Source organism: Angelakisella massiliensis (assembly GCF_900104675.1).
GTDB classification, from domain to species: Bacteria; Bacillota; Clostridia; order Oscillospirales; family Ruminococcaceae; genus Angelakisella; species Angelakisella massiliensis.
On sequence record NZ_LT629945.1, the window covers coordinates 627,927 to 647,729 of the forward strand.

Consider the following 19,803-nt stretch of genomic DNA (forward strand, 5'->3'; position numbering starts at 1 on the left):
CTTATTCCACAATCTTGCCATCCTCAATGCGGACAATCCGATCTGCAAGGCGGGCAATGTCGTTGTTGTGGGTAATCATCACAACAGTTTGCCGGAACTCCGCACTGGTACGCTTGATAAGCCCCAGCACCTCGGCGCTGGTCTTGCTGTCAAGGTTGCCAGTCGGCTCGTCGGCCAGCACAATAGCCGGTTTGGTAATCAGGGCGCGGGCAATCGCCACACGCTGCTGCTGTCCGCCGGAAAGATTGTTCGGCATATTTTTCAGTTTATCTTCCAGCCCCAGCAAGTGAACAATCTCGTCCAAAAACTTCTGATCCACCGTGTCCCCGTCCAGCTCCACCGGCAGGACGATGTTCTCATACACATTCAAGATGGGAACAAGGTTATAGTTCTGGAAGATAAAGCCGATGTTGCGGCGGCGAAAGATGGTAAGCTGCTCGTCGTTCTTCTTTGCCAGTTCTTCGCCTCGGACAATCACGGTTCCGCTGGTGGGGGTGTCCAGCCCGCCCATCATGTGAAGCAGGGTAGACTTGCCGCTGCCGGAGGTTCCCACAACGGCCACAAACTCGCCGTCCTCCACAGAGAAGTTCACGCCGTCAAGGGCGCGGGTGATGTTCGGCTCTGTGCCGTAATACTTTTTCAGATCAATCGTCTGTAAAATGCTCATAAAATTCAATCCTTTCTTTGTTTGTTGTAAATGCGGAACGCTGCTGCGCCGATGGCCGCCAACTGTACCAGAATCAGCACAGCGAATAGGCCGAAGCTCTCATAGTAGAACAGTTCATCCCAAAACAGGAGAACATCACAGAGAGCAGTCAAGGCAACCGTCCAGCGGATGTGCCGGGCCAGCCATTGCCGGAACACCAGCACAAGGGCAACGGGCGGGACAATCAGCAGCACCAGATTCAAAATCAAGGTCGGGGTCAGTTCCATTGCGTCGCCTCCTCACTTTTGTTGATAAGGGTATTGTAAAACCCAAATGTCCGCGAAATGTTACAGCGGCCAAAAAATTTCATTGAAAATCGGGGTGAAATGTTACAAGGCTCGGACATTTCAAAAATTCTTATGACAATTCCCGTATTTGATCTACCAGAGATTGTTTTTTTATCTGCCGAATTGCCAAATACGAGAAAAGCATTTGGACGGCAAGCATCAGTATAAAATAACTGAACATTTCAACTGTCGGAAAATGATAGCTTACTTTTCCAAAAATACTCATTGCACTAAAGACGGTGCAGAGAAGATACCCGATAAGAGTTCCGCATGATATGGAAAGAAGCAGCACCCCTAATGTATAGAACAAGCCCTCTATCAATAACATTTTTGAAAGCTGTTTACTGCTCAAACCAACCGCTTGCAAAACACCCAGTTCTCGCTTCCGGGTCAAGATGTTTGTTATCAGTGTGTTTAGCAGATTGATAATGCCAAAAACCCCGATAAACATGACAAAAATGTAGACTGGCATACGATAGTTCAATAGTTTTTCGTTGTATGCCTCTACCCAATCATTCAAGGTACTAACATAGAGGCTGGAAGTCGGTGGAATTATCTTTTGGATTTCATCTTTTGCGGCTGCCCATTTACTGTCATCTGTATCTACAATAAATTGATAATTGAGGTTTTCAATAGGAACGATCTTTGACAGTATTTCTAAAGGAATAAATAGCGTATCATATCCGCCATACGGGATATTAGCGTCCACAATCCCCATTACTTTTACTTCCAATGTTTGTCCGTCAACTTCAATCAGAAGTTCGTCCCCAATCGCTGCATCCCACCCAAAAGTTTCTTTCCACTGTGGGACATTTTCAATAATAATGCCATTATTATTAAGTAGTTCCTGCAAATCTGCTGTACCATCAATCAGATATTCTTCAAGCAATTTTTGAGAGCTTGGCGTATATGCGTCTGAAACAATCGGTTCAATATCCCCCGTTGGCATACGAACATTCAAAACGGTGCCTTGGTATTCTTTTATTTCTTCCACACCATCTATGTCCAAAATGGATTCTCTAAAATCTTCTGTAAGCAGATTCGATTTTTGGAGTTCTGAATATTGTTCACTGTTATGTGCCTGCGGCCCGTAATCGCCTAATTCAAGGCGAATTTCTCCGTAAGGAAAACTCCTACGCGCCATTGCTAAAGGATCAATGGAATTAAAATATGCAGAGCTTGCCATCAACAAAATTCCACATACCCCTAACGACAGGATCGTTAAAGCGGTTTTCTTTCTGTTCCTTGCAAAATTAAGGAAAGCTAAATTTTTCGCGGATAGAGAACGATGTAACACTTTTGTACTGTTGGACATTACATCATTATTGCCCGCCATATAACGGACTGCTTCAATAGGCGTAACATGAGCAGCAATTTTGGCTGGCTTAATTACAGCAATCATAACGCATAGATACACAAACAGAGCTGTGACAGCGGCAATTACAAATACCATTAAAGTGTTCCAGCCTTGCGGGACAAGGACATATCCCGCTATTGCACCGGCTAATGTTCCAATCGGAATACCAATTCTGGAAAGATGAAATCCCTCTCTAAAAACGATTCTTTTCATCTGTTTTTCAGTTGCCCCTATTGTCCGCAGTTTTCCATATTCTTTTGTTTTTCTGGCTATGGACACATAGAACAGACTGTAAATAACAAGGGTACACGCCAAAGCGATAATAAGACTGATAAATGCTATTACAGTGATATATTGACTGCTTCTCTGTTCAATGAGAGAAAAATAATATGTTGAAAACTGCATTTGCTCCGGCTGTATTTCCAATTCTCTGCACAATGTTGATAATTCAGCTTGTATAGCAGCCTTAGACCAACCATCAGATTCATTCAAACGGATATAAGCGGAGTATGCCGGTTCGCTGATCTTGTTTTCAATATAGGACTGCGACACGAATACGGAATAATTTGAATTTTCGACAGGCAAAATACCACATAAGGTATAATCTTTTTCTCCATCTCCCAGATTTAACGATATAGTATCGCCTATGGATTTGGACAATCCAGCTCTATCAAGAAACGCCTTTGTGATAGCAATTTCATTTGTAGATTTGGGCAATTCTCCCTCTAAATCAGGATATTTTGCTAATTTCATTAGTGTTTCGTCCATTGAACGGACGGTTAATTTGTAGTCCCCATAAGATACTAAACCCAATAAATGACTTACACCCACTTGAACCCTATCGTCATTTACTAATTTCGTGATGGTATCATTATCGACTTCATTGATAATTGCTTGATAACGCCCAGCCGCATCATTTAATGATTTTCGCTGCGAAGCAAAAAAATACAAGGTCGTTGTCATTATCAAGCAGGTAGCTAAGGCAATCGTAATGATAATGAGAATGTTTCTGCTTTTATCTGCTTTTAAGTTTCGTTTTGCCAACTTTTTTGTAATGGCACTTGTATCGTTCTCAAAAGGCCATGTCATAGTTGTATCACCTCCATATTTGATAAGGGTATTGTAAAACCCAAATGTCCGCGAAATGTTACAGCAGCCAAAAAATTTCATTGAAAATCGGGGTGAAATGTTACAACGCTCGGACATTTCAAAAAAATTTACGGCGGGCAGCCGGAAATGGCCGTCCGCCGCGTTCTATTTTACTGAAATTGAAAGACAGCAACAGTTCAAAGCAAGCTGCCTTTCATCCCCTTTTTGAAAACCAATACAGCTTTTTCTGTTCCCCAAAATGACATTGTGACAAGCCGATAGCTTTGCTTTTCCATTTCTTCTATTTTTGCATTGATTTTCTCTGTTACATTTTCAACGGTAATTTCTTCTAATAATTCTGTACGATACATCATATCTTTGCCTCCATAAGTTTACTTTCATTTTGTCGGCAGCATAATGGAAAATTCCGAACCCTTGCCCGGCTCCGAAACCACTTTGATATAGCCGCCCTGCCGCGTTACGATCTCACGGGCCAGATACAGGCCAATGCCCACGCCCTGCTGTTCGTGTACTTCTTCCTCACGATAGAAGCGCCGGAAGATGGCGGCCTGATTGCTTTCAGAAATTCCTTTGCCAGTGTCGGTCACTTTGATCTCCACATACATTTCCCACAGCACCACCGACACGGCGATTTTCCCGCCTGCCGGGGTGTACTTCACCGCATTGTCCAGCAGATTAAAGAGGGCTTCCGATGTCCACTTGCTGTCATGGGAAACGGTCAAATCCTCTGGGCAGTCCACGGACACGGCGATTTCCTTTTTCTCCGCTGCATACACGATCCCACTCATGGCCTGCGCCACGGTATCAAAAAGGCGGCCCGGCTTCTTATCCAACTGGATCACGCCCGTTTCTAGTCGGGAGGTTTTCACAAGGGCCTGAAAGAGAAAGTCCAGCTTATCCGTCTGGCTGTGGATTCCCCGGATAAAGTCGGTACGCTCCACCTCGGTCATAGGCTTTTCCAGCAGGGTGTCCGTCGCCATTTTCAGATTGCTTACCGGCGTTTTCACTTGATGGGAAATATCCGATACAAGGGTCTGTAATTCCTGCCGCTCCTCGTCCACCCGGCGGCGGTTCTCCTGCATGATCTGATAAAGCCTTGCCAGCCGGTGCCCGATTCTGGCAAGCTGGGTTTCGCTGTCCTCTGGCCGCTGGGGCGCTTCATTCCCGGCGATCATGTGGTCTAAGGTCTGGCACAGGTCAGCGGTAAACTGCGACAGCCGCTTTCCAAACGCCTGCGTCAGCACAAAAATCCCCACAAGGGCACACAGCAGCAGCGCCCCGCCCGTCAGCAGCACCGCCGTCTGTTTTGTCACAAGAAACAGGGCTATGGTGATCCCGGACATGGAGAGGACAAGCCCCATTGCCACCCGGCCAAACAGCCGCTTTACCGAGAGGTTTTGAAACTTCATTTCGCCTCGCCTCCCGTCCATTGATAACCCATGCCGTAAACGGTCTTGATGTAGGGCGCGCCGCCGTCGGATTCGATCTTGCTGCGAATCCGGCTGATGGAGGTTGTCAAGGTGTGTTCGTCCACAAACCTTTCGTCTATATCCCACAGCTTTTCCAAAAGCTGCCCACGGGTCAGCACTTGCCGGGGATTTTTACGAAACAGGTTCAGCATTTTATATTCCATCGGGGATAGGGTCAGGGGCTTGCCGTTTAGGGAAGCCGTCTGCTCCGAGAAGTCCAGAAACAGCCGCCCGTCGTCATAAATGTCCTTGGCCGGTTTGTGGTGTTCCAGCATGGCGAACATGGCTTTGATTTTCCGCTGCAAGGCCCCGATCACAAAGGGCTTTGTGATGTAGTCCACCGCGCCCACCTCATAGCCCCGTATCTGGTTGCTCTCCTGATCGTTGGCGGTCAGGAAAATTACGATGGTGTCCGGGTGCTGGGGCTTTATCAGTTTGCACAGCTCAAAACCGTTGCCGTCCGGCAGGTTGATGTCCAGCAGCACTAAATCAAATTCCCGCTGGCGGATGGCGTCGGCTGCGGTTCTGGCATTTAGGGCAGAAGTCACGCCGTAGCCGTCTGCGGTCAGGTTATAGTCTAACATCTTATTCAAAAAACTGTCGTCCTCGACAATTAAAATCTGCTCCATATTCTCACTTCCTTTGCTTTTTGCAGATAGTATAACAGGCAAATGTCCGAGAATTGTTACAAGGACAAATATATTTATCATTTTACAGCTTTTTTATGTGTACTGCAATTTTATAAAAGAAAGGACAGCAGTATCATCAAATTGCTGTCCTTGCGGTTTATTATAGCTGGTAGTGTATAAGCGTGGGTTCATCATATTTGGTGTGGTATCTTTAACTATGGGAAACTCCTGACTCCCATTTTGAAATGGCAGTTCGTGAAACAAACAGTATTTCAGAAAGTTCTTCTTGTGTTAGATTTTTTTGTTTTCTAAGTTCTTGCAGCTTTTCGTGAAATTCCATAAGCGTTTACCACCTTGATATTTTTTGTTTTTATTATACCATACGGATACAACTTTTTATAGCCGGTCTTTCAAATTACGGAATAGGGGCGGTTGCCTATCAAATTATTGTGTTACTTTACCGCACATGAGCATTAGCCGCCGGATTGTCGTTGCCGTAGCCTTCCATGAGGTTGATAACACCCCACACCGCGAGACCGGCACCGAGGGCGATAACGAGCGTCTGAAGAACCGTGACAGCCTGATTGATGAAAGCCATAGATTTTCCTCCTTGATTTGAAAAAGATTGGTTGTGTATTTTTGAAAATGGGCATAAAAAAAGAAGCCCCGTCGCTGTTCTGCTTTGGGAGCCATCAGGCTTTACCCACTGCGCAGTGCAGCGACGGGGCTTTAATCCGCTTCGACCTCGCCCATATCATAGAGGTCGAATGTGTCATCAGGCTTGACTACCAGCTTGTGCTGCCGATACTTCTCGATGTCAAAGGTGTTCCGCTTGTCGTAGTCGGAGAGCTGCCGGTACTTTGGATGCTTCGTAATGTCGTATTTGTTACTGAGAAAAGGTCTCACGCCTCGAAGCTGCAAAATACACTTGGCTCCGTCCATGACGGCGATCTCATCCTGAGACATCAGTTCCTTGCCGGTTTTCTGGTAATTCAAGCCGTAGGAGTTGTTGCTGGAACGGGTTTCTGAGGTGTTGTAAAGGTCGATTGTCTCCTTGCCCAGCACCTCGCTGATTTCCTTGAGGGTCGATTTCTCCTTGCCACCAAGAAAAAGTGTGCAGTCGCAGTTGCCCGTGATGGTGTCCGCCGCGTCCTTGTAGATGGTCTTGAGCTGAGACTGGGACTGCAAGATGATTGACGCCGAGATTTCCCGGCTTCGGATGGTGGCGATGAGCTTATCAAACTTCGGGATTTGACCGATGTTCGCAAACTCATCGAGCAGACAGCGCACATGAACGGGAAGCCGACCGTTGTAAACGTCATCTGCTTTATCGCACAAAAGGTTGAAGAGCTGGGAATACATGATTGCCACGACGAAATTGAAGGTGTCATCGGTATCGGAAATGATGACGAACAGCGCCGTCTTCCGGTCTCCGATGGTGTCCAGCTCCATCTCATCGTAGCTCATCAGTTCCCGCAGCTCTGCGATGTCGAAGGGCGCAAGCCTTGCACCGCAGGAAATCAGGATCGACTTCGCGGTTTTGCCAGCCGCCAGCTTGTATTTGCGGTATTGCTTGACCGCAAAGTGGTCAGGATCGCGGGCTTCCAGCTCATCGAACATGACATCCACGGGGTTCTTGAAGGTCTCATCGTCCTCTCTGGCTTCTGAGGCATTGATCATTTCGAGCAGGGTAGTAAAGTTTTTCTCGTGGTCGGGTGCCTCGTACCAGATGTAGCCGATGAGAGCTGTGTAGTAGAGCTTTTCCGCCTTTACCCAAAAATCTTCGCCGGACTTATCGCCGTCTCCCTTCGTGTTGACGATGATCGTATTGACCAGCTTGAGGATGTCCTTCTCGCTGCGGATGTAGCTAAAAGGGTTGTAGTGCATGGATTTCCGGAAATTGATGGTGTTCAGCGACTTGATGACATAGCCGCCCTTTTCGAGCATCTTGCCGCACTCCACCAGTACCGTACCCTTCGGGTCAGTCACAACATAGCTACTGTGCATCTGCATCAGGTTCGGCTTCACGAAAAAGCGTGTCTTACCTGAGCCGGAACCGCCGATGACAAGGATATTTTTGTTGCGGGCGTATTTCGGCTGCTTCGGGCGGCTGTTCATGGTCAGGAACTCCGTCTGCGTCAGAATGACGTTGTTGGAGAACTCCGGGTCCATGTACGGCTTGATGTCCTTTTCGTTTCCCCAGCGGGCAGATCCGTATTCTTCGCCCTGCCGTAACTTCTTGCGATTCTTGCCTTTGACGTAGACCGCCAACTTGAGCAGCGCACCGGCAATCAGACCGATGAGCAGATCGACGGGCTGAAAGCTGGGCAGCGGATTTGCGAAGGCTGTGCCGAACACGGCAAAACCGTTTGTCAGCTTGTCGATGAACTCTGTGCCGGGTGCGAGACGGAACACGGCGGCGATCTTATCTGCAAAGTAGAAGGCGAAGATATACGGAAGGTTCAGAAGAACGAGCTTCTTCACATCGGGTTTGTTCACAGCTCCACACCCCGATCCTTGGTTTTGACCTTGACCTTCTCCTTGTGCTGCGCCTTGCTCTGAGTTTTCTCCTGATCCAGCTTGTGCCGGATGGACGGCTGTTCCTTCTGCTTGACGGTTTTGGCGGAGAACTCCTTGAACGCGGCGGTCATAACATCAACGTCCCGTCCCTTGAAGAAGACAAGATAGCTGGGCGGCTCAACGGAAACGTCCTTCTTGAGCGCAAAGTCCAGACCGTATTTGCTGGCAGTCCGCTCAAAGGACTTGATGTTGCCGTCCGTCACTTCGATGTTGGAGATGGCGGCGTTCTGGCTCATCAGATGCTTGATGGACTGCTTGCCGCGATAGGCTTTGGGCTGCTGCATCTGCTTCTGTGCCTTCTCAATTTCCTGAACGAACTTGTCCAGCGCCTTTTTCAGTACCTCGGCAGAGATTTTGCCGCCCTTGATCATGATTGCAACAACTTTGGTGTTGACTTCATCCTGCATTGCAGTGATACCTCCTTTCCTTGGAATGATTGTGGGAATGCTGCATCAGCTAAGGCGGCACAATCCGGCGATAGATGATTTTCATTTGCAATGTCCTCCTTTCCGAGCAATGCTCACGATGGTATTCAATAAAAAGTATCTTCACAAAGGCTATAATCGTAGGTCTTGGGCTTCTTTGACTCTGCTGATCTGTCCTGCCCGTAGAAATCATGGTTGACAAGCGCAGAGTAATAATTGTCTATCGTCAGAGAGGCGTTATACAGAGCGGTCAACAGGTACGCCCGGATATTGCGGATGTCTGACGGATTCTTGTTCATTGCTTCCAGAACGTACTCAATGTGGCTGCTATTCAGTTTGAGAAAGCGGGACTTGACCACTTGCTGCGGCATATCCTCGCCGTTGATACGGATGGTCGGAGCGGTAGAGCAGACAGCATCCAGCATGATGTCCATGATCTCCCGGAAGCGGTCTTTATCGAACTTCGGATCCTGACAGAGAATGTCGTAATCAAGATTCTCTTTGATAATCTCTTCATACTCGCTTCGCTCATCCATCCTGTCCATCCCATCAAGATTGATGGATTGATAGTTCTTTGAGAGAGTATTTCTTTCTTGGGTAATTACTTGATTAGTATTTATTTGTGCGGACTTATCCCCGCGTGGATTATCCACATCTGGCTTCTCCACACATGGATTTTCCGTGTGTGGCATTTCCTGTTCTGGCGTGGACTCCTGCGGCTCTTCGTATATCTCAAAGATTGTACTGCTCATCCTGCCTTTACCGTCTCTCTGCCGGTGCCTGACGAGGTAGCCGTGTTTTTCAAGCTCACGAAGCGCGGAGAGAATGGCATCCGGACCTTCCTTGCAGATTGCGGAAAGTCCCTTGGTGGAGAACTTCCAGCCGTCATTGAATGAGAGCATCTTTGAGAGAAGCCCGACTGCCTTGAGTGACAGGCTCTTGTCGCGGAGGTGAAAGTTCGCCATGACCGTATAGCCGCGATTCTTGTTTACGCGATAGACTGCCACAGAAATCACCTTGCCATCTTGGGAAGCAGCTCTTCGGCGCACTTTTTCTGGAACTTCACTCGGATGACCTCCTTGCCCTTCGGCGTGAAGTAGGTCTGAGAACCGGTGTAGCAGTACGTCACGAAATCGCGGACGATGAACAGTCCGGCATTGCTGTCCTTGTTGTAGGGAAGAAGCTGCCCGGAGGGAGAGCGGAACAGGTACTTCTCCCTGAGAAGAAACTGGACGAACTTGCGCTCCGGGATTTTCAGTTCCTTCGCCGTCGTTCGGATATTGGTGCAGTCATCCGGATTGATGAAGGCGTCGTAGTAATCAGCTTTAGGCTTCGCTGTGTTCAGCTCACACTCAAGAGCCTTCACACGATTCTTTTCCAGAATCAACGCCTGAGCAAACTCCACAATGACCGCCGGTTCCTTCTGAATACGTTCCAGAAGGGAGTCCGTCATGTAGCCGCCTGTCTTGCGGATGGTGGGGACAACTTCATCGAACAGCCAGTGTTCAAACTTCTCAGCAGCAGGGAGTTTGCTGTGAACAATCAGTCGGTAAACATCGCCCTCCGGTATATAGGAAAGGGACTGCATACCACCGCTTGTAAGGGTGTCCCGTTTTAGGACACCCTTGCAGTGATCAATAATTGCCTTTCCGGGTCGGGCATATCCAAGTGCTTTCGCAATATCTGAACCGCAGAACAGGAGTGTTTCCCCTTCGAGGATCGTTCGCACCTCACCGAACTGTTCATTCTTGAAGACTTCGATTTTGTTATCCATGACTGACTTCCTTTCCGGCAGCAGATGTGCCACTTTGATTTTTGAGGGTTGAAACGGGATTGCAGCAGTAAGGACACTCTGCAAACACGCAGGATTGATATTTCCAGTGAGGACGGTGAAAGCGGCAGCTTCGGCACTCAGGGAGAATGCCATCCGCGCCGCTGTCAAAATGCTCAAAGCCGGGTGTGGTCTGCATCAGCAATTCCAGTGCTTGCAGATCACCGGCTGTCATGCGTTTCATACTTAAAAACTCCTTTCCTTCGCCGCATCGCCAGCAAATATTCCGGCTTTTGGGCAACAAAAAAAGAGGGTTTGCTTCTTACTCCAAATTGGAGAAGAAACAAACCCTCTTCGTTTACGATGTAGTTCAGATTATTTCTCGGATGGTATGAATGACACCGAGCAGCAGCCCGATGAAGAAGGCAAGTCCTCCGATAAGACCGCCTATGATTAAGTTCAATGCGAAGATGCCGACTGAGCCGGAGATACCGTAGCCGCTGGGAACGAGCCAGAGGCACATCCTCCGGATGCCGAACGGTAATCCAACGCAGATCCACATAAGAAAGTAGTCGCATACGCCGTCAGGCATATAGATCGGCTTGAGAAATGACGCGAGGCAGAACGCAAGCGCGATTGGAAGCAGAACCTCCTTCAAGAAGACTTTGATAGCACCCACTATATCCTCCTTCTGCCGGAAGTGTGCAGCAGCACCCTCCGGCTTGCTTGATTATTGTGAAAGTCCTTTGTTTTCGGTCAAAAAAAGAAGGGACTAAGCCAGAATGCCTTGGTTTTCAAGGTCTTTCTGATTTAGTCCTATTATCGCACAATAATCTTTGACGATACACACGGCCACATGGCCGGCCTCGATCTCGTCCAGCATTTTCTGAAAGCCGGGCCGCTGGAAGCTCGTCCCGCTGTAACCGTCATCCACGAAAAACACGGGGTTGGGGAAGCGGTGATCCCTCGCGTACTGCTCCAAAATGCGCTTTTGATTCGATATGGAATTACTCTCGCCCTCGTTGGCGTCCTCCTGTGACAAGCGGCAGTAAAGTGCTGTGATTTTATCAGTTGCCCGTAACATTTCTGTTTCCTCCTTTATGGGGGCAACTGTCCGTACAGGATCGGGTGCCTTTATTATATCAGCTTTTGGGGCGTTTGTCATGCCTGTCCCTCCATTTCTCCGGCGTTTTGCTCCATAATGCGCTTTAATTTTCTGTCCAGCGTTTCCGTCCCCTCATAGCTGCCTGTGACGGAGTAAACGGTGCCGCCGATCTCCCGCTGCAAGGTAAGCTCCGGCAGCCAGAAGGCGGAAAGGTTTTTGACGCGGATATGGCCCTCCGCGTCAAACCAGAAGCGGCGGGGCTGGCCCTCCGGGGCAGGCTCCGGCTTGGCGTAGGGGTCGGGGTTGGAGAAGCGGTATTCGTCCGGGGCGGCGGCCTCCTGTTCGGCATAGGCCCGGATTTCCTCTAATTCCTCCGGGGTAAATTCCTTGTGTTCCTTGTTGTTCATGGTCTGCGCTCCTTTCATTTTTTGCATGAGAAAGGCGCGGCCTGCTGGCCGTGCCTAATTTACCCTTGCATTCCAAGTACAATCCATTCATCGACAATATCCCAAAAGTTTATATCATATTCGGGCTGTCGATTGCTAAACCACAATGTTGCCTTACAACTATCACAATCAGACAAATCCACTGCAACATATCCGCCCATTCCAGAACCAAATATTCCAAAAGTAGTTGGCAGGTAAATTTTCAATGGCTGTTTCAAATCATCAAGAATACCCCATTCTTCATCATCAAATACAACGATATCATTGGATTCTAACAATCCCATTCCTCCGCTTGCATAGTAAAAGAAGCCGTTATGAAGTTCTTGATAAAACTTGACAATGCTGCTTGGAAGGTTGTCCAATTTAGATTGTAGTTTACTGGGGAAGTGTGTGGTATTGCAATTTCCACCCTCATAATATAACACTTTTTTATTAGACGAGAGTATACTATATAAAATAGAGTATTTTCCTTGATATTTAATTAGATTTACATCAAGTAAATTTTCTTCTAAATACAGAATAGTATTTCTTAACTCATTTGCAAACAAGGCTTTCCAGCACTTGATTGTTACAGCAATCCTTTCCTCTTTTTTGTTTATACAGAAAATTTTCTTCCATGACTCCGGGATTTCTATGATATTTTCAACTTTAGATGAGATTAACTCTACATCTCTATGGTATTTTTTTAGATAAGACAATTTGTCCTCAAATGTCTTATCATTCTTGCTATCTTTTAGTTTATCAAAAATTCCCATGTAAACGCCCCTCTCCATTTCCTGCCCCACCTTTGGGACACTTTGTCCCAGCAGGGGCGGCCCGTCAAAAATCAATTCCATTGTACCATCCCCGTCGGGAAATGGGAAGTCCCTTACCGCTCCATATCCCTGTCCCGGCGCTGGGTGTGGGCCTGCTCCTGCCGCCGCCGGGCGGTGTCCACGGTGGATTTCACTTGGTACAGCTTCATCAGGTCGTCCCGGATGGGCTTGTACTTGGCGTAGTCCTCCTGATACGCCTGTTGCAGCTTCCCCCGCTCCGTCCGCCACTTGGACAGGGGCAGCTTTCCCTCCGGCGTGAAGTGGGGCTCCAGCTTGCGGCGGGCCATATAAAACTGCCGCAGCTCCCCCTCATGGGCGGCCTTGAATTTCTCCCGCTGGCCCTTGCGGTGGATGGCGTTGAGCTGGGTGTGGATGGGTTTCAGCTCCTGGTAGCGTTCCGCCTGTTCCAGCAGGCCGTCCAGCTCCTTCATCCGCGATTTCTTCTTGTCCATACTCCTTTTCAAATCGTCCATCGCGTCGCTGTGGGAAGTGACGCGGGCCTCCAGATCGTCCACGGTGTAGAGCTTCTGCTCGGTCAGGTAGTTCACGGTGTCGGCAAACTTTTGGAGATTGCCCACCTTGCCCTTGCTGCTCCACGCCCCCGCGTTCCGCGCCCCGTAGTAGGCGGATAACAGGTCGGCGAGGGCGGGGGCCTGGGGCTTGGAAAGTTCCTCCCGCACCTCGTTCAGCCAGCCGAACAGGGCCTTGACCTTCTGCCGCAGCTCTTTCAAGAGGGCGTTGGTGGCCTTGATCCAGCGGTTGAGTTCCCCCTTGTCGGTGGCGATCCCCCGCGCCTCCATCTGCCGCACCGCTGGCCCCTCATGGACGGTTGGGAGCAGATCAAGCCCCTGCCGCAGATAGGAGCGGTGGTCGATCCGGCAGGGCAACCCCTTTTCCTCAAACTTGGCGTTGCACATCTTGGCCCAGGTTTCCCGCCACGCTTCCAGCGTTTCCGGGCGGCCCCAGTCGGTGGTGGGCACCGCGTCAAAGAGGGGCTTGCCCTTCTCGTCCAAAATGCGGTTCCCGTCCTCGTCCAGCCGGTAGACGCGCCGCTGCTTGTAGCCCCATTTGCCGCTTTCCAGAATGGGCCGGATGGGGCAGAGGACATGGAAGTGGGGGTTGGGGATGCCCCCGTCCTCCTTGTCGGGCTGGTGTACGGCGAAGTCCACCACCATGCCCCGGCTGACAAACTGCTCCAACAAAAACTGCCTTGCAAGGGCGATGTTTTCTTCCAGTGAAAACTCGTTCTGCAAGGCAATATCAAAGCTGTACGCGAGCTGGGCGTCCTTGTGGCGTTCCACTTCTTCCACGGCGTTCCACAGGGCCTGCCGGTCTTGGTATTCGGGCGGGGCCTGCGGGGGCAGGAGAATATCGGAGCAGATCACGCCGCCCTTGTGGGTGTAGTCGCTGTACTCTCCGTAGCGTTCACTGTAAAGCCGCTCCCCGGCGCGGTAGGCGGCGGACGCGATGGCAGACTGTCCGGCGCTGCGCTGTACCTGCGTGACCGTCAAATGAAACAGGGCCATTTACTTGCCCTCCCGCTGGGCGGCGGCATGGACAGCGGCCCGCACCTCCGGCATGGAGAAAATCTGCTCGGCAAGGGAATAGAAGCCCTGCTCGGACAGGGGCTTGACCTCCGGGGCCACGCTCTCCACGGCGGCCCCTCTGGTAATCAGGCGGTGGGCGCGTTTCTGCCGCTCCCCCTTCTCATAGTATTTTTTCCGCTGCTCCAACCGCTGTACCCGGTGCTGGTACTGTTGCAGCTTGGCCTCGTTCTCGGCGTATTCCCGCCGGAGCTGTTCCAAATCTTTGCTCATGGTCGTTGACCTCCTTTTCTGAAAATGGGCGAAAAAAATGACCGTCCTCCGGGTGGGTGCCGGAAAGCGGTCAGGGTGTCGGTGTTCGGTTATCAGGCCCTCGGAAGGGGGACAGACGCGCCAGCGGGTGTCCCCCTTCCGGGGGCGGGCGGGGTAAGCGGCGTAAGCCGCGCAAGGGGGGCACCCCCTTGGACGGAGCGTAGCGACGCAAAAACGGCGGGTTGCTCTGTCTGGCAATCCGCCGTTCCGCCTCGCAGAGCGCACGAATACATGGCCGTTAGGCTATGTATAGAAGTGCGCCCTTTAGTTCCTAAAGGGTTTTCAGTTACATCCTCATAGTGCTGTTATAAAATCAATTCCGATTCCATTGACGAGAAAATCTGTGAGTGTGTCTGCTATTTTATACGCATATTCAAAACCTAAGCTGCCTGCTTCCACAAAATATACGCCAAATCCATCGTTGCCAAATCCATAAAAATAAACCATATCGCCTAAATCATCACCAATAAACCAAACCTTACTGATAAAGTCTTCTTTCATAGGATGTGCAAACTCATTTTGCATACCTAAGGCCCTGTTTGCTGACCAAAGACAAATAGGTATGCTTCCAATATCTTCATCATCGCTTTCAATTTCAAATTCTATACTGCCAATATTTCCAGTACCAGAAATACAACTTAAAAATTCATAATAATCAGCAGGTAGTTGTATCGGTGCCTTTTCAACAATTTGTTTAATTATTTCTTTTCCACCCGGATATACTTCATCTTTATCAAACTTTAATTGTTTATTGATGTTGTCAATAATGCTCACTCGCTTACCTTCTTTCAAGTGCAAGACTATTTCTTAGGCTGCTTTCAAAAATGTTCCCTCGCAAACTTCCTCGCCGCCTCCCGGCGTTCCTCGCTGTATGGCGCGGTCAGTCGGAAACAGAAGCGGCCCTTGTCGATCTCAAAGGTCTTGCAGCCCCAGCCGTCATCGTCCACCTCCTGACAATGCTCCGGCCAGCGGCGGGCGTAGGCTCCCAGCCGGTTCTTCAAGTCCGTGTTGTGGGTGCTGACGGTGATTCGGGGGCCTTGCTCGTCAAACTCAATTATAGTCGTTTTCTGGCTTTTCTTCAATCCTGTTTTCATGTCCTCCGCTCCTTTCCCTTAATTTTTGCCCCGTCACGCGAGAGGGGTCTTTTTCGCCTCTTTTTCCCAGCTCTTGACTTGGGAAAAACAGCGTTTTCGCGTTCAAAATCGCCCGGACGGGTCACAGTCCGTTCCGGGCCGCTGTTATCGCCTGATTTTCGTTTTTTACGGCTCTTGACCGGGATTGCCGCCCCCGTTGGTGTGGCGGCGCAGATAGGCGATCAAGTCCTGCTTCATCACCAGCTTGCGCCCCCCGATTTTCAGCGTGGGGAAGTCCGGCGCGTTCATCAGGTTGTAGGCCCCGGCTCTGGACAGGTGGAGCGCGGCGGCCAGCTCCCGCACATTCATCACATCGGGAAACGCTGCAAAAGGTTCCGGCATTTGTCCTCCTTTCCGGCCCGTGAAAAAGCGGCGGCCCCCGTCCCCGGCGGCTGCCGCTCCATGCGCCTTATTTGCTGTCGTGCCTGTCTAAATACTGCTGATATTCGGATAGCACAAAGTCCTCATAGGCCCCTGCGATCCTGGCGATCCGCTTGTGTACCGCGCTGGCGGTCTTGTAGCCCACCCTGTCCGCGATCTCCTGCTCGGTGTAGCCCTCCATGCGGAGCTTCAATATCTCCTTGTCGGTGTCGTTGATATGCCCCGCCGCGAAGGTGTCAATCTGCATTTGGGACAGGACGGAGTTCTCAAAGTCCGCCCGCGGGTCTGCCACCTGGGAAAACTCGCCGCCGCTCTCCATCAGTTCCTCTAACGAGATGGCCTTGCCGGAGCGGTCGTGGTGCCATTTCCGCAAAAAGTTCGTCTTGACGGTGCTGCCCCGGCTGTCGTAGTCCTCCACCGCCCGGTTCTCCCACATCGCGTCAATGACTGGCTGCCAGTTCTGCTCCGCGATCACCATGTCGGTCAGGTTCCCCACAAGGTTGCTGAATTGCTGGTAGGTCAGCCACGGCACCTCCATCCCCGGCGGCATATTGTACAGGCTCTGGAAGGAAAGGCCGTTTTGCTCAAACTTCATGCGGAGATAGGGGATGATGGCGTAGGACAGCCGCCACAGGGGGGAGTGGCCCGCGTATTGCTCCCGGTCGCCGGGAATGTCCCGGTAGTTCCCTCTGCGGTCTTTTACCTGAAAGAATTGCCACGCCGTCCAGGAATAGCAGTCCCACACCAGCAGCTTAAACATATCGTGCCGGATGATGGGGTCGTATTTGTCCGTCCGAAGCACCTCATAGGGGCTGCGGGGCAGGGTAAGGGCGGGCTTCCATTTCCCCGCCAGCTCCACCGGCAGGCTGTAAAACAGGGTCAGCCACGATTTATCATCGTCCTGCGGTATCTCGATGATCTCTCCGGGCAGCACCACAAGGAAACCTTTGGGGCTGTTCTGCTGTGCCATGCGCGTCACCTCCGTTTCTGGCCCTCTACTCTATATGGCTTGGGAAGGGCCGGATTGTTCCAATGTTTCCAAACTTTTTTCAGATTTTTTGAAAAAATCCCGGATGGGAAAGGAATGGATGGGTTTACTACGATTATAGCGGAAAAGTGGGAATAAGTCCATTGTGTTTGAAACAGGCAAAAAAAGAAGCGGCACATGGATTTTTGTCCATGTGCCGCTTGCCCCCGCTCCTGCCGGACAGCCGCCATAATTTAGTTGTTCACTGTCTTATGGACCACCGCCTAAGCGGGGGGTATTTCCGTTTCGGGCATAGCCCTAATACTACAGGCAACGCACAAGTGCGTTTTTTATTGGCCTGCCAGCCACGCATAGGATTACTTGCTACCCGTAAACGGGTCTCTGGGATCGTAAAGACTTATTTGATCACTTTCTCGATCCATCTTTAATTGGTTCTCGATATACTCTTTTATTGCTTTTGTATTCTTTCCTACTGTGTCCACGTAATATCCTTTGCACCAAAATTCACGGTTCCGATATGCAAACTTCATATTCCCAAACTTTTGAAATATCATTAAACTGCTTTTTCCCTTGAGGTATCCCATAAATCCCGATACACTCATTTTTGGGGGGATACTTAGAAGCAGATGGATGTGATCTGGACATACTTCTCCCTCTATAATCTCAACCCCCTTCCATTGACACAGTGTTCTGATGATATCTCTTATTGCTGCTCTTTTTTCGTTATAGAATACTTTTCTTCTATACTTTGGCGCAAATACCACATGATATTTACAATTCCACTTCGTATGTGCTAGACTGTTTGTGACGTTATTTTGCTCTGGCATTTTAATGTCCTCCTAATGTGTTTTTCAGCGTAACTGGCAGGTCACGTTTTTACTTTAACACATTAGGAGTTTTTTATCTTTTTCACCGCTTAAGCTCTTTTGAACCACGCGACTATCGCGTGGTTTTCTTTACACAAAAAGAAAACGGGATGCGGATGCTCGTTGGAGACACCGCATCCCGTTTTTATTACGTCAAATGGGAAAGTGACTGTTTTACAGCAGATATTCCTGGTTATTTCCGCCTATAAGCAAACTGTAAAATTTTGTACAAAACCGCCTTTGAAAAGCTTTTTCCCCTTCGATATAATAAAAATACAGCGTGTAGCACAAAGCGTAAATCCAGTTGTGTGTCACGCTGCTTTTTATTGTCACCAATTTTCAGGGAGGCGAAAGGATGAAACGGATTGAAGCAGCATGTATTTGCCAGGTACTTCACTTTCAACTCAAGGATGGCGAGGAACAGGAATATGGGTCCAAAAGGGTCCGCCAGGAGGTGAGCCATTACAAGGAGAGCCTGGACCGGGCCCGCACCAAATACAAGATTCTGGAAGAAACGGTCCTGCAGGACGGCTCCATCCGCATTAGGATCATCAAGCAATATAACCAAAGCCCGGTGGGGGACTATCTCAACTGATTCTTCCCCTTCACAGCAAAAGCGCCCGGATTCGCAGCCTGCACAAGCAGGTGGAACCGGACGCTTTTTTATTTTTTCCTTTGATCACTTTCCCATTTTGGGAAGAGGAATGCTTTTACTTTTCCCGCTTTTTCTCAAAAAGCTTTTTCAGCCCATCGCAGAAGGGCGGCCGGACGATACCATACTCGGTGACAAAAGCGGTGATCAGCTCCTGGCTGGTGACATCGAAGGCGGGATTATACACCTTCACTCCCTGGGGGGCCATCCGTTTGGCGTACCACATCTCGGTCACTTCCTCGGCGGCCCGCTGCTCGATGTGAATGTCCTTGCCGGTGGGGCAGTTCATATCGATGGTGGAAGTGGGGGCACAGACATAGAAGGGGATGCCATAATGCTTGGCCAGAATAGCTACGCCGGAGGTGCCGATCTTATTGGCGGTGTCACCGTTGGCCGCCACCCGGTCGCATCCCACAAATACCGCCTGGACCCAACCGTTATTCATCACCGAAGAGGCCATATTGTCGCAGATGAGGGTGGTATCCACTCCATGAGCCACCATTTCGAAGGCGGAAAGACGGGCTCCCTGAAGCAGGGGGCGGGTTTCATCGGTAAAGACCCGGAAGTTCATTCCCCGTTCCCGTCCCAGGTGAATGGGCGCCAATGCGGTGCCGTAACGGACAGTGGCCAGCTGGCCGGCGTTGCAGTGGGTGAGGATGCCGTCCCCATCATGGATGAGGCTCAGGCCATACTCACCGATGCTTCTGCATACCTGAATATCCTCCTCCCGCAGGCGCAGCGCTTCCGCCTTCAGTGCTTCCTTCAGCTGGGGCACCGGCGCATCTCCCTGGGCCTCCAGGGCTTTGGTCATCTGGTCCATGGCCCACATCAGGTTGACGGCGGTGGGACGGGCACTGGCCAGATAGTCCCGGTTGCGCACAAACTCCCGATGAAATTCCGCCGGATCACCCTCCGGCAGGCGGCGGCAAACGGCATACAGTCCCAGAGCCGCAGCCACGCCGATGGCGGGAGCTCCCCGGACCCGCAGCTTATAGATAGCCTCGTAAATATCCTCCGCCCGGGACAGGCGAAGATGTACCACCTCTCCAGGCAGCAGTGTCTGGTCCAGGATGATCAGCTCGTCTGTCTGCTGATCCAGGGCGACGGTATCTTGATTGAGGATGTTTTCCTTTTCCATATGGTTCTCCTTTTGTCTGTGATGTCTTATACGGCCCCGCCTGCCGGGGAAATCCCGGGAAGAAAAAGGCGGAAGGTTTACAGCCTCAT

At 50.2% G+C, this 19,803-nt stretch carries 24 protein-coding genes and 2 pseudogenes; 1 reads left to right on the forward strand and 25 read right to left on the reverse strand.

Features of this window, described 5'->3' with window-relative positions:
• Position 1 precedes the first annotated feature (1 nt).
• The 24 genes and pseudogenes from BQ5383_RS08270 to tnpA all read right to left on the reverse strand — a co-directional run bounded on the left by BQ5383_RS08270 (position 2) and on the right by tnpA (position 17,885).
• Positions 2-667 carry an ABC transporter ATP-binding protein gene (locus tag BQ5383_RS08270; RefSeq protein WP_071431016.1) on the reverse strand — a complete coding sequence of 222 codons (666 nt, stop codon included), beginning with the start codon at positions 665-667 and terminating at the stop codon, positions 2-4.
• 5 nt (positions 668-672) lie between these two features.
• Positions 673-933 (reverse strand): hypothetical protein, encoded by a 261-nt coding sequence (locus tag BQ5383_RS08275; protein ID WP_071431018.1) that lies wholly within the window; start codon positions 931-933, stop codon positions 673-675.
• Between the two features lie 130 nt (positions 934-1,063).
• Positions 1,064-3,439, reverse strand: coding sequence for an ABC transporter permease (locus tag BQ5383_RS08280; RefSeq protein WP_071431020.1), 2,376 nt, complete (start codon positions 3,437-3,439; stop codon positions 1,064-1,066).
• A gap of 197 nt (positions 3,440-3,636) precedes the next feature.
• Complete coding sequence (locus tag BQ5383_RS21090; protein ID WP_172724605.1) at positions 3,637-3,813, reverse strand: hypothetical protein; 177 nt, start codon at positions 3,811-3,813, stop codon at positions 3,637-3,639.
• A 24-nt stretch (positions 3,814-3,837) separates the two neighbouring features.
• Positions 3,838-4,869, reverse strand: coding sequence for a sensor histidine kinase (locus BQ5383_RS08285; RefSeq protein ID WP_071431022.1), 1,032 nt, complete (start codon positions 4,867-4,869; stop codon positions 3,838-3,840).
• On the reverse strand, positions 4,866-5,558 hold the full coding sequence (locus BQ5383_RS08290; RefSeq protein WP_071431024.1) for a response regulator transcription factor: 693 nt from the start codon (positions 5,556-5,558) through the stop codon (positions 4,866-4,868). The genes BQ5383_RS08285 and BQ5383_RS08290 overlap by 4 nt, the downstream gene beginning before the upstream one ends.
• Before the next feature lie 226 nt (positions 5,559-5,784).
• Positions 5,785-5,898, reverse strand: a pseudogene (locus BQ5383_RS20060) (helix-turn-helix domain-containing protein); the annotation flags it as partial.
• Positions 5,899-6,027: 129 nt separating this feature from the next.
• A pseudogene (locus BQ5383_RS20065) lies at positions 6,028-6,156 on the reverse strand (Maff2 family mobile element protein); the annotation flags it as partial.
• Between the two features lie 131 nt (positions 6,157-6,287).
• Positions 6,288-8,057 carry a VirD4-like conjugal transfer protein, CD1115 family gene (locus tag BQ5383_RS08295; RefSeq protein ID WP_071431026.1) on the reverse strand — a complete coding sequence of 590 codons (1,770 nt, stop codon included), beginning with the start codon at positions 8,055-8,057 and terminating at the stop codon, positions 6,288-6,290.
• Positions 8,054-8,545: a PcfB family protein gene (locus BQ5383_RS08300; protein ID WP_071431028.1), complete on the reverse strand. Its 492-nt coding sequence runs from the start codon at positions 8,543-8,545 to the stop codon at positions 8,054-8,056. Before BQ5383_RS08300 ends, BQ5383_RS08295 begins: the two co-directional genes overlap by 4 nt.
• 125 nt (positions 8,546-8,670) lie before the next feature.
• Positions 8,671-9,579 carry a DUF6017 domain-containing protein gene (locus BQ5383_RS08305; protein ID WP_058967232.1) on the reverse strand — a complete coding sequence of 303 codons (909 nt, stop codon included), beginning with the start codon at positions 9,577-9,579 and terminating at the stop codon, positions 8,671-8,673.
• On the reverse strand, positions 9,576-10,337 hold the full coding sequence (locus tag BQ5383_RS08310) for a phage antirepressor KilAC domain-containing protein (protein ID WP_058966951.1): 762 nt from the start codon (positions 10,335-10,337) through the stop codon (positions 9,576-9,578). Before BQ5383_RS08310 ends, BQ5383_RS08305 begins: the two co-directional genes overlap by 4 nt.
• Positions 10,330-10,578 carry a hypothetical protein gene (locus BQ5383_RS21550; protein ID WP_058966949.1) on the reverse strand — a complete coding sequence of 83 codons (249 nt, stop codon included), beginning with the start codon at positions 10,576-10,578 and terminating at the stop codon, positions 10,330-10,332. The genes BQ5383_RS08310 and BQ5383_RS21550 overlap by 8 nt, the downstream gene beginning before the upstream one ends.
• Before the next feature lie 126 nt (positions 10,579-10,704).
• Complete coding sequence (locus BQ5383_RS08320; protein ID WP_005934801.1) at positions 10,705-11,013, reverse strand: DUF6050 family protein; 309 nt, start codon at positions 11,011-11,013, stop codon at positions 10,705-10,707.
• A gap of 93 nt (positions 11,014-11,106) precedes the next feature.
• Entirely contained in the window at positions 11,107-11,418 is a 312-nt protein-coding gene (locus BQ5383_RS08325) for a recombinase family protein (RefSeq protein WP_071434960.1), read from the reverse strand.
• Between the two features lie 77 nt (positions 11,419-11,495).
• Positions 11,496-11,846 (reverse strand): hypothetical protein, encoded by a 351-nt coding sequence (locus tag BQ5383_RS08330; protein WP_071431030.1) that lies wholly within the window; start codon positions 11,844-11,846, stop codon positions 11,496-11,498.
• Between the two features lie 59 nt (positions 11,847-11,905).
• Positions 11,906-12,721, reverse strand: a complete 816-nt coding sequence (locus tag BQ5383_RS08335; RefSeq protein WP_083389894.1) for an SMI1/KNR4 family protein — start codon at positions 12,719-12,721, stop codon at positions 11,906-11,908.
• Between the two features lie 32 nt (positions 12,722-12,753).
• The gene (gene mobQ / locus BQ5383_RS08340; protein WP_076944469.1) at positions 12,754-14,226 is read right to left on the reverse strand and encodes a MobQ family relaxase; all 1,473 of its coding nucleotides are present in this window, start codon (positions 14,224-14,226) and stop codon (positions 12,754-12,756) included.
• Entirely contained in the window at positions 14,227-14,517 is a 291-nt protein-coding gene (locus BQ5383_RS08345) for a DUF3847 domain-containing protein (RefSeq protein ID WP_071431032.1), read from the reverse strand.
• 333 nt (positions 14,518-14,850) lie between these two features.
• A complete protein-coding gene (locus BQ5383_RS08350) occupies positions 14,851-15,330 on the reverse strand; it encodes an SMI1/KNR4 family protein (RefSeq protein ID WP_071431034.1) in 480 nt (159 codons plus the stop codon).
• 44 nt (positions 15,331-15,374) lie between these two features.
• Positions 15,375-15,650 carry a hypothetical protein gene (locus BQ5383_RS08355; protein ID WP_071431036.1) on the reverse strand — a complete coding sequence of 92 codons (276 nt, stop codon included), beginning with the start codon at positions 15,648-15,650 and terminating at the stop codon, positions 15,375-15,377.
• A 165-nt stretch (positions 15,651-15,815) separates the two neighbouring features.
• Entirely contained in the window at positions 15,816-16,031 is a 216-nt protein-coding gene (locus tag BQ5383_RS08360; RefSeq protein ID WP_071431039.1) for a helix-turn-helix domain-containing protein, read from the reverse strand.
• A 67-nt stretch (positions 16,032-16,098) separates the two neighbouring features.
• On the reverse strand, positions 16,099-17,040 hold the full coding sequence (locus BQ5383_RS22070; protein ID WP_071431041.1) for an RNA polymerase sigma factor: 942 nt from the start codon (positions 17,038-17,040) through the stop codon (positions 16,099-16,101).
• A 374-nt stretch (positions 17,041-17,414) separates the two neighbouring features.
• Positions 17,415-17,885 carry an IS200/IS605 family transposase gene (tnpA, locus tag BQ5383_RS08370; RefSeq protein WP_071428887.1) on the reverse strand — a complete coding sequence of 157 codons (471 nt, stop codon included), beginning with the start codon at positions 17,883-17,885 and terminating at the stop codon, positions 17,415-17,417.
• A 394-nt stretch (positions 17,886-18,279) separates the two neighbouring features.
• Between tnpA and BQ5383_RS08375 the strand changes: the two genes are divergently transcribed.
• Positions 18,280-18,519, forward strand: coding sequence for a hypothetical protein (locus BQ5383_RS08375; protein WP_071431043.1), 240 nt, complete (start codon positions 18,280-18,282; stop codon positions 18,517-18,519).
• 115 nt (positions 18,520-18,634) lie between these two features.
• On the opposite strand, the gene mtnA is transcribed toward BQ5383_RS08375, so the two are convergent.
• Positions 18,635-19,714, reverse strand: coding sequence for an S-methyl-5-thioribose-1-phosphate isomerase (gene mtnA, locus BQ5383_RS08380; protein WP_071431045.1), 1,080 nt, complete (start codon positions 19,712-19,714; stop codon positions 18,635-18,637).
• Between the last annotated feature and the right edge of the window lie 89 nt (positions 19,715-19,803).